The sequence below is a fragment of the Capnocytophaga felis genome (assembly GCF_009684755.1).
In the GTDB taxonomy this organism is placed as follows: domain Bacteria; phylum Bacteroidota; class Bacteroidia; order Flavobacteriales; family Flavobacteriaceae; genus Capnocytophaga; species Capnocytophaga felis.
This window is the reverse complement of the sequence record NZ_BLBC01000003.1, coordinates 52,104-68,401: the sequence shown is the minus strand read 5'-3', so window position 1 is coordinate 68,401 and position 16,298 is coordinate 52,104. Positions and strand designations below refer to the sequence as shown.

General features: G+C 40.0%; 11 protein-coding genes. 9 read left to right on the top strand and 2 right to left on the bottom strand.

Going from position 1 to position 16,298, the window contains the following annotated elements; genetic code table 11:
• The first annotated feature begins 8 nt into the window (after positions 1-8).
• From GN105_RS00325 to GN105_RS00310, 4 genes are all read left to right on the top strand, one after another.
• Entirely contained in the window at positions 9-1,859 is a 1,851-nt protein-coding gene (locus GN105_RS00325) for a hypothetical protein (protein ID WP_155283475.1), read from the top strand.
• A 327-nt stretch (positions 1,860-2,186) separates the two neighbouring features.
• Positions 2,187-4,418: a TonB-dependent receptor family protein gene (locus GN105_RS00320; protein WP_155283474.1), complete on the top strand. Its 2,232-nt coding sequence runs from the start codon at positions 2,187-2,189 to the stop codon at positions 4,416-4,418.
• A 678-nt stretch (positions 4,419-5,096) separates the two neighbouring features.
• Entirely contained in the window at positions 5,097-6,836 is a 1,740-nt protein-coding gene (locus tag GN105_RS00315; RefSeq protein WP_173014944.1) for a TrkH family potassium uptake protein, read from the top strand.
• Positions 6,837-6,845: 9 nt separating this feature from the next.
• The gene (locus tag GN105_RS00310) at positions 6,846-7,529 is read left to right on the top strand and encodes a potassium channel family protein (protein WP_095896736.1); all 684 of its coding nucleotides are present in this window, start codon (positions 6,846-6,848) and stop codon (positions 7,527-7,529) included.
• Positions 7,530-7,702: 173 nt separating this feature from the next.
• Here GN105_RS00310 and GN105_RS00305 read toward each other — a convergent pair whose 3' ends face one another.
• Positions 7,703-8,065, bottom strand: coding sequence for a hypothetical protein (locus GN105_RS00305; RefSeq protein WP_155283473.1), 363 nt, complete (start codon positions 8,063-8,065; stop codon positions 7,703-7,705).
• A 218-nt stretch (positions 8,066-8,283) separates the two neighbouring features.
• On the opposite strand from GN105_RS00305, the gene GN105_RS00300 reads away from it, so the two are divergent.
• On the top strand, positions 8,284-11,646 hold the full coding sequence (locus tag GN105_RS00300; RefSeq protein WP_155283472.1) for a SusC/RagA family TonB-linked outer membrane protein: 3,363 nt from the start codon (positions 8,284-8,286) through the stop codon (positions 11,644-11,646).
• Here GN105_RS00300 and GN105_RS00295 read toward each other — a convergent pair.
• Positions 11,623-11,841, bottom strand: a complete 219-nt coding sequence (locus GN105_RS00295; protein ID WP_155283471.1) for a hypothetical protein — start codon at positions 11,839-11,841, stop codon at positions 11,623-11,625. The genes GN105_RS00300 and GN105_RS00295 overlap by 24 nt on opposite strands.
• Positions 11,842-11,931: 90 nt before the next feature.
• Here GN105_RS00295 and GN105_RS00290 point away from each other — a divergent pair, with 90 nt between their 5' ends.
• The 4 genes from GN105_RS00290 (at position 11,932) to GN105_RS00275 (ending at position 16,200) form a co-directional block, all read left to right on the top strand.
• The gene (locus tag GN105_RS00290) at positions 11,932-12,558 is read left to right on the top strand and encodes a class I SAM-dependent methyltransferase (RefSeq protein ID WP_155283470.1); all 627 of its coding nucleotides are present in this window, start codon (positions 11,932-11,934) and stop codon (positions 12,556-12,558) included.
• 236 nt (positions 12,559-12,794) lie between these two features.
• Positions 12,795-13,205, top strand: a complete 411-nt coding sequence (locus tag GN105_RS00285) for an endonuclease domain-containing protein (RefSeq protein ID WP_155283469.1) — start codon at positions 12,795-12,797, stop codon at positions 13,203-13,205.
• A 322-nt stretch (positions 13,206-13,527) separates the two neighbouring features.
• A complete protein-coding gene (locus tag GN105_RS00280) occupies positions 13,528-15,039 on the top strand; it encodes a RagB/SusD family nutrient uptake outer membrane protein (protein WP_155283468.1) in 1,512 nt (503 codons plus the stop codon).
• Positions 15,040-15,096: 57 nt separating this feature from the next.
• Positions 15,097-16,200 carry a putative zinc-binding metallopeptidase gene (locus GN105_RS00275; RefSeq protein WP_173014943.1) on the top strand — a complete coding sequence of 368 codons (1,104 nt, stop codon included), beginning with the start codon at positions 15,097-15,099 and terminating at the stop codon, positions 16,198-16,200.
• The last annotated feature ends 98 nt before the right edge of the window (positions 16,201-16,298 follow it).

Sequence of the window (16,298 nt, the reverse complement as noted above, 5' to 3'; positions counted from 1 at the left end):
AAACGATTATGAGTCGGAAATTATATCTTTTCATAGGGATTTTCTTTCTGGGGACGGCATTTTTGTTTCCTCAGGCAACCAATTCCTTGGATATAGTTAAAAAAGACTCTACTGAAATTCAGAAAGATAAAGATTTTTATAATCGGGTAAAGAGATATTTCAGAAAATACAAATTAACAAGAAATTTAGCTTCTTTCTTTTCGGATTCATCGAAAAAATCGCCGACTTCCAAACAAATTGAAAAAGAATCGAACCTGAATTATGCAAGTTATCAGGGGAAAATTATCCGAAAAATAGACATCATAACCTTAGACCCTTTCGGATTTGATGAGAAAGATTTATCAAAAACTCCTCAAAGAAAAATAGATATTTACGGAAATGCATTGCACGCAAAAACCAGAGCGAGAACCGTTAAAAAACAACTTCTTTTTTCGGAAAACAAACCAATGGATTCGTTGCTTTTAAAGGAATCGGAGCGTGTTTTGAGGGAACAGAATTATATCAGGCGTGTGCTTATTCGTCCTGTGGAAATTTCTGCTGTTTCTGATTCTGTTGATATTCAAGTTGTTGCCTTGGATAGCTGGACGATGTTTTTCGCAAGTGATTTGACCGACAAAAGAGGATGGATACGCGTTAGCGAACAAAATCTTTTTGGGTTGGGGCACGAAGCGTACGTGTTGTACAGGCAGTATTTCAGAGGTTTTAGCGATAACGGAAAAGGATTCGGGTATCGTGCTAAAAACATTCAAAATACACACATTGATTTATTTGCTTCATATTATGGAGATTACGAAAATTTGTTTTCAAAAAATTTAGTTGCAGAAAGGCGTTTTTATTCTCCTTACACACGTTGGGCGGGAAAAATCGGGTATCACGAAAATCGGTATCACGAGGATATTTTTCTGAAAGACAGTATGTATCATCCGCCTTTAAGAACGAAAATATTTGATGTGTACGGAGGATATGCCATACCGATGAAAAAAAATACTTTTGGTTCTGTTAATAATTTTATCATATCGGCACGTTATAAAAATTTAAATTATGCAGAAACTCCTCCTGATTTTCTGAATATTGACAATTACTTTTCAGATGAACATTTGTTTTTGTCGAAATTCAGTTTGAATAAAACAAATTTTGTTCAGGATAGATATATTTTCAAGCACGGAGATATTGAAGATGTAAACATAGGTCATTCTCTTTTTCTTACTTTGGGAACATTAAAGAAAAATGAGAAATTACATCCGTATTTCGGGCTTGGATTTTCATTGGCAAAGTACACAGCTAAAGGATATTATTCTCTAAATTTGGAAGCAGGAAGCTTGCTGATGCAAAATAATGTAAAGCAAAGCGTTTTTAAGGGAGAAAGCATCTATTTTTCCAATCTTTTTTCTTTGAGTGATTGGCATTTTCGGCAATTTTTCAAAACTTCTTTCGTGATGGGATTAAACAGAAGTCCTCATCCTAAGGATAGGGTTAGTGTTAATCAAAAAGAAGGAATTTTAGGATTTTATAGCGATGTTTATGGAACCCGAAAGCTTGTTTTATCTTCACAAACACAATCATATAGCCCGTTTAGTTGGTTGGGTTTTAGGTTTAATCCGTTTTTTAATATAGATGTGGGATTTTTAGGAAAAGAAAACAAACCGTTTTTTGAAACAGACGTTTATTCAAAGGTTGCCATTGGGTTCTATATATCAAATGATTACTTGATGTTTCAGAGTTTTCAATTCTCGTTGTGTTATTTTCCCAGAATACCTATGGAAGGAAATAATATCTTTAAAATCACGAACATACAAAACGATGATTTCAGATTACAAACCTTTCAGTACAGACCTCCGAACACAGTAATTTATAAATAAAAACTCATAATCTTTTTAACACTTTTACTTCTTAATGTTTAGTTAAAACAGAAATATGTAATTGTTTTGGATTCTCTGAAAAAGTAGAATAAAAATATTTTTTTGTGATGTGTTTTTGCTACAAAAGCAATTTTATTTCAAAAAAATCAATTTTATTTGTATTTTTTGTTTCGTTACAAAGTATTAATCTTCATAATAATTACATTATTGTTTTGAAATTTTTAAGTAAAAATGTAAATTTTTAGAGGTGATTTATTTGGTTTTATTCTAAATTGATTTTACTTTTGCACTCGCAAATTTAATCTAAATTAAACCGACATACCAAATATGTACCATTATAAGATAAGTTTCTTTTTGTTTTTATCTGTGTTTGGAAGCGTTTTCGCACAGAATACCCAAGAGCAGAAGAAGGATTCCATTCAGGAGTTACAAGAAGTTATCATCAGTGCCAATCAGATTTTAGGAAATAAATTCCAAGCCCGAAATCGTACCGGTTCGGCTTATTACATTGCACCGGCGGAAATCCAAAAGATGGGATACACCGACATTAACCGAATGCTCAAAGCCGTTCCCGGAGTAAACGTTTATGAAGAAGACGGATACGGACTCCGACCCAACATCAGCCTTCGGGGAACAAAAGCCGAACGTAGCGAGAAAATTACGCTGATGGAAGACGGTATCTTGGCAGCTCCCGCACCTTATTCCGCACCTGCTGCCTATTATTTCCCAAACGCAGCCCGAATGAACGCAGTGGAAGTTCTTAAAGGAAGCAGCCAAGTGCAATACGGTCCTTTTACCACAGGTGGAGCCATCAATATGGTATCGACACCCATTCCTACGAAGTTATCGGGTAAAATGAACACTTCCTATGGAACCAATCACACCTTTAAAGGGCATTTTAACTTCGGGAATAGTCATAAAAATTTCGGATATATGGTGGAATACCTGCGTTTTCAGTCCGATGGATTTAAAAAACTGCCGGATAATCAAAAAGTAGGGCTTATCCGAAATGATATTGTGGCAAAAATAATGGCAAAAACCGATAAAGAAGAAGGCGTAAACCATTCCTTTGAATTGAAGTACGGGTATGCCGATGAAAATTCCGATGAAACTTACCTTGGTTTGTCCGAAGCCGATTTCAAAAAAACTCCCTTTCTGCGGTATGCTGGCTCTCAAATGGACAACATCACCACCAAACACACCCAATGGGCGGCGACTTATTTGATTAGTATTTCTCCGCGAATGAAAATCACCTCCAGTGCGTATTACAACACCTTCCACCGTAATTGGTACAAAATTAATGATGTAAAAGCGGGTATTACTTCTGCCGAAAAGCGTTCCATCAATGCCGTTTTGAGCGACCCTGAAACAAATCACCTTTATTTCGATATTCTGACGGGAAAAACCGACTATAACGGCGAAGGCTTAATCGTGCGAGCCAACAACCGCAGCTATTACTCGCGTGGTTTACAAACGAAATTCGATTATCACTTCTATATTAACGATATTTTTATGGATGTAGAGGCGGGCTTACGTTATCACGGTGATGCCGAAGACCGTTTTCAGTGGGACGACAGTTATGCCATCGAAAACGGAAAAATGAAACTCTTCCTACCGGCTATTCACGGCACGCAAGCAAACCGAATCACCTCGGCAACCGCTTTGGCTACATATCTCTTATCGAAATTAACCTATCGCGGACTGACCGTATCGGCAGGATTGCGTTACGAAGACATTCACTTGCATAAAAAGGACTTTACCAAAAACGATGTACGCCGTTCGGGCAAGATTCGTCGTGAGGTGAGCAATCCGGCACGTGTTTTCATTCCGAGTTTGGGATTGCATTACCGAGTTAATTCCGCTTTATCGGTTTTCTCAGGAATTCACAAAGGATTTTCGCCTCCGAGTGCCGGAATGGACCAAAAACCGGAAAGTAGCATCAATATTGAATTAGGAACACGTCTTTCCGTAGGGCAACTAACTGCCGAAGCCATCTTTTTCCGCAATAAATACAGCAATATGTTGGGAAGCGACCTTGCGGCGGCGGGCGGTAGCGGTACGTTGGAGCAGTTCGATGTGGGAGAAGCTCTTGTAAAAGGTGCGGAAGCAATGTTGCAATTTCAGCCCATTCCGAAAGGATATAAATTGAGGTTGCCCCTGCAATTTTCATACACGTACACGGATACCGAAATGCTCAATTCCTTTGAGGAAAACACTTGGGGACGCGTGTTTGTGGGCGACGAGATTCCGTATATCAACAAACATAGTTTCAATGCCGGTTTCGGGGCAGAGTATAAGGGGTTTGAATTGAATATCGGGGTGCGTTACAATGGCGATATGCGAACCACTCCGGGGCAAGGGGTACTTGCCGAGCGGAACAAAGTTCCTGCACATACTATCATTGATGCATCGGCTAAGGCACGCATTAATAAATATTTGACACTAACGGTAAATGCTGTGAATATCACCAATAAAACCTATTTGGTATCGCGACATCCGGCGGGCTTGCGTCCCGGTCATCCCTTTGGGATTTATTCCGGAGTAATAGCTAAGTTTTAAATAGTTTTGCACTGAACTTTCATAGGGGCAGTGCTAAAATGTTCATAGTAATTTTTGATTTTTGCAGATATATCTAAATTCGATGACGAATAAGTGAGGGTTTGTTCTTTCATACTTAATGAGACATCCCCCAGCCCCCTTCAAAGGGGGATTTTTGCAGGAATGTAATTTCGTTCATTGATTTTTCATAAGATTAGTCGTGTTTTAGCTAACTATTTTTTGATGCATAAGGATTTATGGAATTCTGTAAGTCTGTCCATTCCCCCTTTGAAGGGGGATAAAGGGGGATGTTTCATTCCTTAAAAATCAAAACACCGATGAAATGATAAAAATACAAAGTTACATTGATTAAAACAGTAGTGAAACGACTAATATAAAATTATATTTTTATCAAAACACGAGTGAAACACCAAAAATAAAAAGTTACATTAGCAGAAACACCGATGAAACGAATAATGTAAAATTATATTTTAGTCAAAACAGTGGTGAATCACTCATCGCAGACGCTGCGAAAGGCATTTCAGTAGTGAAATGGGCTTCGCCTAATTCAATTTTGATAGAAACACTAATGAAACAAACAAATATCAATTGATAATGGCATAAAACACGAGTGAGACAAGCAAATATCATTTGATATCCAAATAAAACATTGATGAAGAGAAGAAATTTCAGTTAATAATGGAATATCCGATAAATAAAAGTAAACTAAAAACATTTTTCTTAGTCCTCCACATTCTTTTGGTGGTGGTACTAATTGCCGACTACGGGTATTCGCTTCCGTTGTGGCTCGACTATTGTTTTTTGGGCTTTTATACATTTTCATTGGTGATTGCCATATTCTTTCACGCACTCAAATTGTACAGAAGTGAAGAAAGACATTTCCGAATTGACCTTCTTGACGGAATAAGCATCGCTTTTATTATCATTTGTTTATATGAACAGTTTATTGATGATGGTACAACGTTGGTTGTTTCCGATTGGATGCGATGGGCTACGATACTTGTACTTATCAGGGGAGCCAATCTGCCCAAAATAGGTTACAAACGTTCGGTTTTGAATCCTGCCCAATTGTTCATCATCAGTTTTATAGGTCTTATTGGTGTAGGTACGTTTCTTTTGATGTTGCCCAATTCCACTTATGGTGATATTTCGTTAGTAGATGCCTTATTTACCTCTACCAGTGCCGTTTGCGTAACGGGATTAAGCGTGGTGGATATCGGTACGTATTTTACCCGCTTTGGGCAAACTATCATTATGTTGCTCATTCAAGCAGGCGGACTCGGAATACTCACCTTTGCAAGTTATTTCAGCTATTTCTTCAAAGAGGGAGCCACTTATGAGAATCAAATTGCCCTTAGTGACATTACCGATTCTAAAAAAATTGGGGAAGTTTTCACTACACTACGCCGAATATTGGTCATAACCTTTACTGTGGAGATTATCGGGGCTTTTTTAATCTTCATCAATATCAATCCAAAACTTATTCCGCAGTTGGGAGAACGTATTTACTTCTCTATTTTCCATTCCGTTTCTGCATTTTGCAACGCAGGCTTCTCGACCTTGTCCAACGGAATGATGGAAGCAGGCTTTGTTACCAATTATCGCTTTCAGCTTACTGTAATAACGCTGTTTGTGTTTGGCGGATTGGGTTTCCCGATTGTGATAAACACCCTGCGTTACTTAAAGCATCTTATAAAAAGGTATTTTTTGTTTTTCGTTTACGGAAGAGACAATTACATTCCTTGGATATTGACACTCAGCAGCAAAATCAATCTTATTACTACTTCAATACTGATAGTGGCAGGTACGGGAATCCTTTACTTGAAAGAATATAGTTCCGCATTTGCCTCACATAGTGGCATTGGCAAGTTTGTAACGGCATTATTTACGGCGACGACACCTCGTACGGCGGGGTTTAATACGATTGATTTTAATCAATTGCAATTCTCGTCCATTATTCTCATCATTCTTTTGATGTGGGTTGGGGCATCGCCGGCTTCAACAGGAGGAGGTATAAAAACGAGTACTTTTGCCATCGGTACGCTGAATTTTTTGAGTTTGGCAAAGGGGAAGAAAAAAATAGAATTGTTTCGCAGGGAAATTGCCGACATTTCGGTACGGAGAGCCTTTGCCGTAATGTCACTTTCGTTTATTGTTATCGGAACGGGAATTTTTTTGATTTCTGACTTAGATAATAATATTGAATTGTTGGATATTGCTTTTGAATGTTTTTCGGCATATAGTACAACGGGGCTGAGTTTGGGCATCACGGGGCTTCTCAGCGATTCAAGTAAGGTAGTTTTGGTAGGAATGATGTTTGTCGGCAGGGTGTCGATGCTTACGATACTCATTGCGGTATTCAGAAAATCCAAAACATTAACCTATCGTTACCCGGGAGATGAAATATTAATTAATTAAGGCAAGAAAATGAAATTTATCATTGTAGGATTAGGCAATTTTGGGGCATCTTTGGCACAAAAGCTCACCAAACAAGGCAATGAAGTAATTGGTGTGGATTCCAGTATGGCAAAGGTAACGGCGTTAAAGGATAAAATCTCGCATACTATCTGTCTTAATGCCACAGATGAGCAAACCGTGTCCGACCTTCCGTTAAAAAACACCGATGTAGTGATTGTAGGTATCGGGGAAGACCAAGGGACGAACGTTTTGGTGAGTGCTTTGTTCAAAAATTTGGGAGTTAAGCGTTTGATTAGCCGTTCGATAAATTCTTTACACGAAAAAATACTTCGTGCCATCGGCGTTGATGAAATTGTACGCCCTGAGGAGGAAACCGCCGAGCGTTGGACAAAGAAATTAACCCTTAAAGGCGTGGTGGATTCCTTTGAGTTGAATAAAAATTATAGCATTGTTGAGGTGAAAACGCCCCGAATTTTTGTAGGCAAAACCATTGAGGAGGTTGGTTTCAGAGCCAATTATAATATTGTGATTCTTACTATTTTGAGTCAATCCGAAAAGACTTCGTTTTTGGGTAAAACCAAAACGATTACCAATGTTCAGGGCATTCCCGACCCACAAACACGCCTGCGGGAAGATGATATTTTGGTGGTTTACGGTTTCAACAACGACCTTTATGCCTTTATGAAAGCATAACAATGTTAATAACATCGAAAAATAAACGATGTAAAATTGTATTTTGATTAAAACACGAGTGAAACATCAAAAATAAAAAGTTACATTGGCAGAAACACCGATGAAACGACTAATGTAAGATTATATTTTTATCAAAACACTGATGAAATGGGCTTCGCCTGATTTGGTTTTTGTTAAAACAGAGGTGAATCACTCATCGCAGACTCTGCGAAAGGCATTTCAGTGGTGAAACGGGCTTCGCCTAATTCAATTTTGATAGAAACACTAATGAAACAGGCAAATATCAATTGATAATGGCATAAAACACGAGTGAGGAAAGTAAATATCATTTTATATCCAAATAAAACATTGATGAATAGAAAAGATATCAGTTGATAATGACATAAAACACCGATGAAATACGTGAATATCAAATGATAATGGATAGAAGCGGTAATGCAAAAATTGAAAATAAATAATTTAGGAAAGAACAATGCAATGTATTGATAAATATTTATGAAATCGGAAAAAGAAACCAATGATGAGTATAGAATCATATGGCTAACTTGCAATAATTTGTCGTTATAATTCCCCCTTTTGAAGGGGGATAGGGGGATGTCCTTTTTAGTATGACATTCTGAGTTTTTTCACGAATACTCACTTTCGTAGGTTTCCTCTTTCAAAGGAGAGTTTTACGACTTGACAATTTGAAGTGAATTAGCTATATAATATAAATTCGATAATATCAAATAACAAACAACAAAAGTTATCATTTATGAATCAATCAATGATAAAGAAACTATTATACACTATATTTTTACTTTGCTCGCAATGGGCGATGGCACAACAAGAAATAAAAGGAACTGTGGTGGACAATCAAGGAGTACCGCTATTGGGGGCAACCGTCATCGTAAAGGAACGAAATGTGGGCGTAACGACCGATATCGACGGGAAATTTACCACAAAAGCCGAAAACGGACAAACCTTAGTGGTGAGCTACATCGGGTTTCAGACCCAACGTGTAAAGATTACCTCTTCCACAGTGCATATCGTACTGAAAGAAGACGTGCAGGAACTTGACGCCGTAGTAGTTACAGGATATCAGAAGATAAAAAACCGCGTATTTACAGGGGCTTCCGCATCGGTAAAGATGGAACAAGTAAAGATGGATGGTGTGGCGGACGTCTCGCGTATGCTCGAAGGACGCGTAGCGGGGCTTTCCATACAAAACGTAACGGGAACGTTCGGTTCGGCTCCGCGTATCAATATCCGTGGTGGGGCTTCCATCATCGGGAATGTGCAACCGCTGTGGGTCATTGACGGAGCGGTGTACGAAGATTTGGTATCGCTTACGCTCGACCAATTGGTCTCGGGTGATGCCGTTACCCTTATCAGTTCTGCCATTGCAGGGCTTAACGCTGCCGATATTGAAGATATTCAGGTGCTGAAAGACGCTTCTGCAACGTCGGTATATGGAGCAAGAGCTTTGAACGGCGTGATTGTCGTTACTACCAAAACCGCCAAACGCGATACGCCCAACCGAATAACGTATTCGTACGAGCAGAGTTTCCGTCAGATTCCTTCTTACAGAGATTATGACCTGCTCAATTCACAGGAAACAATGTCCGTTTATCAGGAATTGGCAAACAAAGGCTATTTCAGTCTGCGTGATGCTCTTTATGGCAGACGTAGCGGAATTTATTATCAGTTATATAAAGGCATTAGTACCATCAATCCGCAAACGGGTGATTACTACATTGCCAATACCGAAGAAGCCCGACAAGCCTTCTTCAAGGAACGTGAGTACATCAATACCAATTGGTTCAGACATTTATTTACGGTAAATCCTATTCAGCAACATACTTTGACCTTTTCGGGCGGAGGAAAAAATACAACAACGTACGCCTCATTGGGGTTGTTTGACGATAAAGGTTGGACGATTACCGACCGCGTGCGACGTATCACAGCCAACTTAAAGAGTACGTTTTTCATCACCGATGATTTCAAAACGACGCTTTCCGTACAAGGAAATATGCGAAACCAAAAAGCTCCGGGAACATTTACCCAACGCAAAAACACCACCATAGGTTCGTTTGAGCGAGATTTCGACATCAATCCGTTTTCCTATGCTTTGGGAACTTCACGAACTTTGCGACCACGCGGAACCGATGGTAAATTGGAATATTATCGCAACAATTGGGCTCCGTTTAATATTTTAAGTGAATACGAAAACAATTACCTTGACATCAATCTGTTGGATTTCAAAATACAAGCAGAGGCATCTTACAAAGTAAATAAAGATTTGGAAGCGACCGCTTTGCTCTCTACGCGTCAGGCATCAACAAGTTCGGCACATTTTATCAAAGAACCCTCGAACGTGGTACAAGCCTTCCGTGCCAACGAAACCCCTTGGGTGGCTCAACAAAATATCTATCTGATAAAAGATAAAGATAATCCGCTGTCGCAACCCAAAATAGGACTTACGCACGGAGGAATTTTCAACAAAACCGAAACTACACTCAAAAGCTATCAAGCACGTTTGGCGTTGGATTATAACAAATCTTTGGGCGACCACGACATCAAAGCCTTCGGATTTGCCGAAATGCGTTACGCTGACCGCACCGTCAATCCTTTTCAGGGTTATGGGATTCAGTACGATAAAGGAAATCAGATATTTACCAATCCGCTGATTTTCCAAAAGCTGATAGATGAAGGCAATGATTATTTTGCGTGGCTCGAACGTTACGACCGTGGGCTTACTTTCTCTTTGAGTGGTACTTACGGATACAAGGGCAAATACATTTTCAATACGGTACTGAACTATGAGGGTTCCAATACGGCAGGAAAAAACAGTCGTTCGCGTTGGTTACCTACGTGGAATGTCGGCGGAAAGTGGAACATCGACCAAGAGGATTTTATGAAAGACCAAAACTATTTCTCGACCCTTGCCTTCCGCCTCAGCTACGGACTTACTGCCAAGATGAACGAACAGGCAATCAATTCCAATGCAGTGTATAAAAATGTAATTCTGAATCGTTTTCACTTCAAAGACCGCGAGAATGCCTTGCGTATTTTGCACTTGGAGAACCGCGACCTCACGTGGGAGAAAATGTACGAACTGAATTTGGGGATTGATGCAGGCTTTTTTAATAATCGTTTGAGTGCCACCATTGATATGTATCAACGGAATTCGTTCGATTTGATAGACCTTGTCCGAACTTCGGGCGTGGGCGGGCAATATTACAAATACGCCAACTTCGGTGATATGCGTACGCGAGGCGTGGAATTGGCTTTGAACTCCAAAAACATTCTGACCGATGATTTCAAATGGACGACCAACTTCACCATAAGTTATATGAATCAGAAAATCACCCGATTGCTCAATACTCCCAATACGTTCGATATGGTGGCAGGAGCAGGACGCGGAAACATTGTAGGTTTCCCGAAAGGGTCGTTGTTCTCGTTCAATTATCAAGGACTGAACAATTACGGATTGCCTACTTTTGACTTCGGATTGTATCCGCTCAATAACAGAGCTTATGGCAACATTGCAGGAGCGGACTTTTTAGATGCTCAATATTCCAAATCGTATCTGATTTATCACGGTTCTATCGAGCCGAATGTCAATGGAGGATTGTCCAACACGTTCAACTATAAGAATTGGGAGTTTTCGTTTTTCGTAACGATGCAGGCAGGGAATAAAATCCGATTGAATCCGTCGTTTGACCCTGCTTTTGCGGATTTGAATGTATTTTCAACCGAATATTACGACCGATGGATAGCCCCCGGCGACGAATGGCGAACCGAAGTTCCCGCACTTCCTTCGCAGGATTTAATCCGACTTATCGGGCAGGAAAATATCGAGAAGGCGTACAACACGTATAACTATTCGCAAAACCGAGTAGCCGACGGAAGTTTCGTGCGTATGAAGAACATTTCATTGGGATACAACGTGCCTGAAAGTGCCATCAAACGCTATAAAATGAAGTCGTTGAACATTCGCGGGCAGGTAACCAATCCGTTTTTAATATATTCGGATAGTCGCCTCAAAGGGCAAGACCCTGAGTATTATCGTTCGGGCGGAGTTTCGCTTCCAACTCCCAAACAATTTACTCTAACGGTGAATGTTGGGTTTTAGTCGGAATGGCTGACGGAAGTTTTTTGGCAGATAGGTTCTTTTCAGAACTTCCCGCCGAGCAGAAACTGCCGAGAAAGTGTCTTTCGTTGCTACCCGCCGAGCGGAAACTGACGAGAAAGTATCTTTCGTTGCTACCCGCCGAGCAGAAACTGACGAGAAACTGCCTTTCGTTGCTTTCCAACAGGGAAAAAGCATAGAAACTTTGTGCAGCATTCAAAATTATGATTAAATGAAAATAATATCGGAGAGTTTTCTCGAAGATAAAACAATAAAAACTAACGACAGATGGATAACAACAGTTGGATAGATAAGTGGAATAGTCATTACAAGATGGAAGATTTTGTATATGGCAAGCAACCGAATTGTTTTTTTAAAGAACAAATCGATAAAATCGTTCCGACTTCCCTTTTGTTGGCAGCGGAAGGCGAAGGCAGAAACGCGGTGTATGCCGCCACGCAAGGTTGGCAGGTTAGTGCTTTCGATATTAGCGAAATGGGTAAAGAAAAGGCTTTGCAGTTGGCTGACGAAAATGCTGTTTGTATCGATTACAAAGTAGGGGAGTTGCCTGCATTGGGTTTTTCGGAAGAAAGTTTTGACGTTATGGCACTGATTTACGCTCATTTTCAGCCAAATATAAAATCGGACTATCACAAGCAGTTGGCAAAGCTTTTGAAAAAAGGAGGAACGGTTATTTTTGAGGCGTTCGGCAAAAAACATTTCGACTATCGCAAGAAGAACCCAAGAGTAGGCGGACCTGCGGATATGGAATCTTTGTTTTCCATAGAAGAAATAAAAGCAGATTTTAATAATTTTAGCTTTGAAATGTTGGTAGAAGAGGAAGTTGAACTTTCGGAAGGGCTTTTTCATAACGGGAAGGGCTCTGTAATCCGGTTTGTAGCACAAAAGTTGTAAAAAAGAGTTTTATGTGAAAAAACAAAAACATCCTCCGTCCTTCGGACACCTCCTTCAAAGGAGGAGTATGGCGGAAATAATTCCCCCTTCGAAGGGGGAGGGGGATGTAACAGTTGGTCGTAATGGGTAATAACAAAAACATCCTCCGTCCTTCGGACACCTCCTTCAAAGGAGGAGTATGGCGGAAATAATTCCCCCTTTGAAGGGGGTAGGGGGATGTAAAAATGAAACGATAAATGACAAATAAGATTATACCATATAATCCAAAGTTGAAAGAATTTGCGAGAATATTACGCAAAAACAGTACTTTGAGTGAAGTTTTACTTTGGAAACAAATAAAAAACAAAGCGTTGGGAGTGGAATTTCATCGGCAAGTGCCTATATTGGAATATATTGTTGATTTTTATTGTCACGAATTGAGATTAGCTATTGAAGTAGATGGGAATATCCACGATTTTAGATATTTGGAAGATGCACAAAGACAGGGAGGTATTGAAAAATATGGAGTTACATTTATTCGTTTTTCCAATGAAGAGATAAAGTATAATATGTTTAGTGTTATGTTATCGCTCGAAGAAAAGATTAGGGAATTACAAAAGGAACAGGAAGACATCCCCCTACCCCCTTCAAAGGGGGAATCAGACTGAAAAAATTTTGCTTTTGGATATTTTTAGAAGATGAAAAGGTTAAATATTCTCTTTTTTTTTAGAGGAAGGACATAGCGGTAAAAGTTCCCCCTTTGAAGGGGGCTGCGGGGATGTAAAAGTTTCGTGTAGTAGTTAACAAACATCCTCCGTTCTTCGGACATCTCCTTCAAAGGAGGAATATGGCGGAAATAATTCCCCCTTTGAAAGGGGGTAGGGGGGATGTAAAGTCTAAAAAATATCCTTAGAGGATTTTAGAGTGCGACAACTTATATAAAGTTAGCTATAAAATAAAGAATTATAAAACAGATTCAAAAACAATACTATGAAGTCAATCATAAAAATAACATTAGTAAGTGTGGTATTGGCATCGTGTCAGGGTTTTTTGGAAAAAGACCCCGATTCGTCGCTCAATGTGGCTATTGATTCGGAGGAGAAAATCGCCGAATTGCTTGCAGGGGCTTATCCTGAGGCGAGCTATTTTGAATTTCTCGAAGCCCGAACCGATAATGTGGCGGAGCGTGTCAATGGCGTCCATTCCCGACTTAACGAAGCTATGTATTTTTGGGAAGATTACGACCAAGAAGATTTGGATACTCCACTGAACTATTGGAATGCTTGTTATGCAGGTATCGCACAGGCGAATAAGGCGTTGGAGCTTTTGGCTTCGTACCCTAAAACGGAAAGGGTAAAGGCATTGTATGGGGAGGCGTTTTTGCTTCGGGCGTACTTACATTTTATGTTGGTCAATATTTGGGCAGAGCCCTACGGAACGCAGAAAGCACAACAAAGCCCCGGAATTCCGTATTTGACCAAACCCGAAAAACACGCCTTAGTCGATTACAAACGCGGAACGGTTGCTGAGGTATATGAAAAGATTGAGAAAGATTTGAAATTGGGCGTATCGTTGGTTAATGATGATTATTACAAAAACCCGAAATTTCACTTCAACAAAAAAGCAGCGTATGCTTTTGCTTCAAGGTTTTATCTGATAAAAGGCGAATGGGATTTGGTTATCGAGTATGCTAATTACGTATTGGGTGCCGACCCCAAGCAGGTACTTCGCAATTGGGCAGCCTACGAGCAAAAAATCCGATTCAATCGTAAGGGGCTTTATAAAGAATACACCCACACGGAGGACCCTGCCAATCTGTTGCTTGCCGCTACTCAGTCGAGAATACAACGCAACATATCCAACGAAAAATATGGGGTAACGGGAGCTACGGTACGCAATATTTTCTACTCCAAAGGGATTGACGGTTGCGGAGAGGCGGGCAAAAACCTGAACCTTGTAACCACCTATTTGTTCTCATCGTCGGAAGATGTAATCACTAACGGATTGTATATTGCCAAGTTTGATGAGTTGTCTTTATTCGGAAGCACGGGAACGCGTCCGAAAGGATTGTACGTAACTAACGTGCTGTTTTCCACCGATGAAGTGTTACTAAACCGAATGGAAGCCTACGCAATGAAACGCGAGTACGACAAATCCATAGACGACCTGCTTGACTATTGGAGAGGGAAATACGGAGGAGCGTCTTTGTCCTGTCCCAGAGATGCTTACACTACCGTAGATAGTAAATATTACGAGACTTACACGCCTTTTTATGGTATGACGCTAAAACAATTGGCACTGATCAAAATCATTGTGGATTTCCGTCAGAAGGAGTTTCTGCACGAGGGGTTGCGTTGGTTCGATATTCGCAGGTTTTACATTCCCGTGAGCCGAAGTAGTAAAAACGCAATATATCGTCCGCTTGAAAAGGAAGACCCGCGTAAATTGTTGCAAATCCCTGCCGAAGCCATCAATCGAGGGTTAGAGCCCAATCCAAGATAATATTGTAGGGAAAAGATATATCTTTTCCGTTTGAAAACATAAATGAATAACAAACATATGATGAAAAAAATATATATCGTAATATCAATGGCGTTGTTGGGGTGTTCCCAAGAAAAACTTTCCGACCAAAGTGTGGTGGAAGCCAATATTGTGCAACGCAACTACACCGAATTGGATACGTGGATACACAATGAACTCACGCTACCGTATGGCATTGAGGTGGATTATCGATGGAACGGAAACACTGCTCAGAAAGGAAGTTATACCTATCCGCCTGAGGCTGAAAATGTTCAAAAGATGTTGGAAGCCATTAAGTTTTTGTGGCTCGAAACCTATACGCTCAACAATGTGGGAGGAAGCCATTTTATGAAGGAGAAAAACCCGATTAAGATTTATATGTACGGCGGAAAAAATTTGGACGCTCACGGTGTGGAACTACTTGCGAATCACACGGGTACTACCGCCGAGATGTTTCTGTACAACGTCAATGATTTCGACCCGAAGGATTACGAAAAAGTATATGTGCTGATGCGTAGCGTACATCATCAGTTTGCCAAACGATTGATGGAATTGCTTCCGTATGAGCGGGATAAGTTCGCATTGATTAGCAGTGGATATGTGTCTGATTCCAAGGATCTTCCAAGTAAAGAGCCTATCGGAAGATATATCAAAAAAATATCCGATTGTAGTCGTGATAAAGACAATACAGGGTTCACTTACGTGATTTCGTCCGAGCAGGATTACCAACAAGCACGTTTGGGGTTTTTCAGCGTAGGGAAATCCATCCGAACCAACGAAAAGTTGTATAGCTCTGATTGTGAGGTGGCACGTACTTCCGATGTTATCCTAACCGAAGGAGCGATAGCCAATCGCCGCGGATTTTTTACCATTCACTCAATGCTTTCCCCCGAAGATGATTTTGCTGAAATTGTAAGTGCTTATCTCACACATAGTTCTAAGGAAATTACCGATGCCATTACTCTCGGAGGTACTTCCATTAGTGGTACGGCAGACGAAGAGCAAGAGGTTCGTGTAGCCAAAGAACAATTGCTTAAAAAACAGGCGTTTGTAGAGGAATATTTTAAAAAAGAAGTAAAAATCAACCTCAAACGGATGCAGCTTTTGAGTGTACAACGTATAAAATCGTTTGTAAACAGATAATTTTTTGATATTTTTGAAAGAAAGGAAGTAAAAAGGCGACCGTATGAAGTAAAAAGATGTCGGTACGAAGCAAAAAGAAGTCGGTACGGAGTAAAAAG

Excerpts from the sequence above, each read along its gene's own strand:
- GN105_RS00275 (WP_173014943.1), top strand. The coding sequence starts at position 15,097 with ATGATGAAAAAAATATATATCGTAATATCAATGGCGTTGTTGGGGTGT.
- GN105_RS00325 (WP_155283475.1), top strand. The coding sequence starts at position 9 with ATGAGTCGGAAATTATATCTTTTCATAGGGATTTTCTTTCTGGGGACG.
- GN105_RS00280 (WP_155283468.1), top strand. The coding sequence starts at position 13,528 with ATGAAGTCAATCATAAAAATAACATTAGTAAGTGTGGTATTGGCATCG.
- GN105_RS00285 (WP_155283469.1), top strand. The coding sequence starts at position 12,795 with ATGACAAATAAGATTATACCATATAATCCAAAGTTGAAAGAATTTGCG.
- GN105_RS00295 (WP_155283471.1), bottom strand. The coding sequence starts at position 11,841 with ATGCTTTTTCCCTGTTGGAAAGCAACGAAAGGCAGTTTCTCGTCAGTT.
- GN105_RS00305 (WP_155283473.1), bottom strand. The coding sequence starts at position 8,065 with ATGATTCTATACTCATCATTGGTTTCTTTTTCCGATTTCATAAATATT.
- GN105_RS00310 (WP_095896736.1), top strand. The coding sequence starts at position 6,846 with ATGAAATTTATCATTGTAGGATTAGGCAATTTTGGGGCATCTTTGGCA.
- GN105_RS00290 (WP_155283470.1), top strand. The coding sequence starts at position 11,932 with ATGGATAACAACAGTTGGATAGATAAGTGGAATAGTCATTACAAGATG.
- GN105_RS00315 (WP_173014944.1), top strand. The coding sequence starts at position 5,097 with ATGGAATATCCGATAAATAAAAGTAAACTAAAAACATTTTTCTTAGTC.
- GN105_RS00300 (WP_155283472.1), top strand. The coding sequence starts at position 8,284 with ATGAATCAATCAATGATAAAGAAACTATTATACACTATATTTTTACTT.
- GN105_RS00320 (WP_155283474.1), top strand. The coding sequence starts at position 2,187 with ATGTACCATTATAAGATAAGTTTCTTTTTGTTTTTATCTGTGTTTGGA.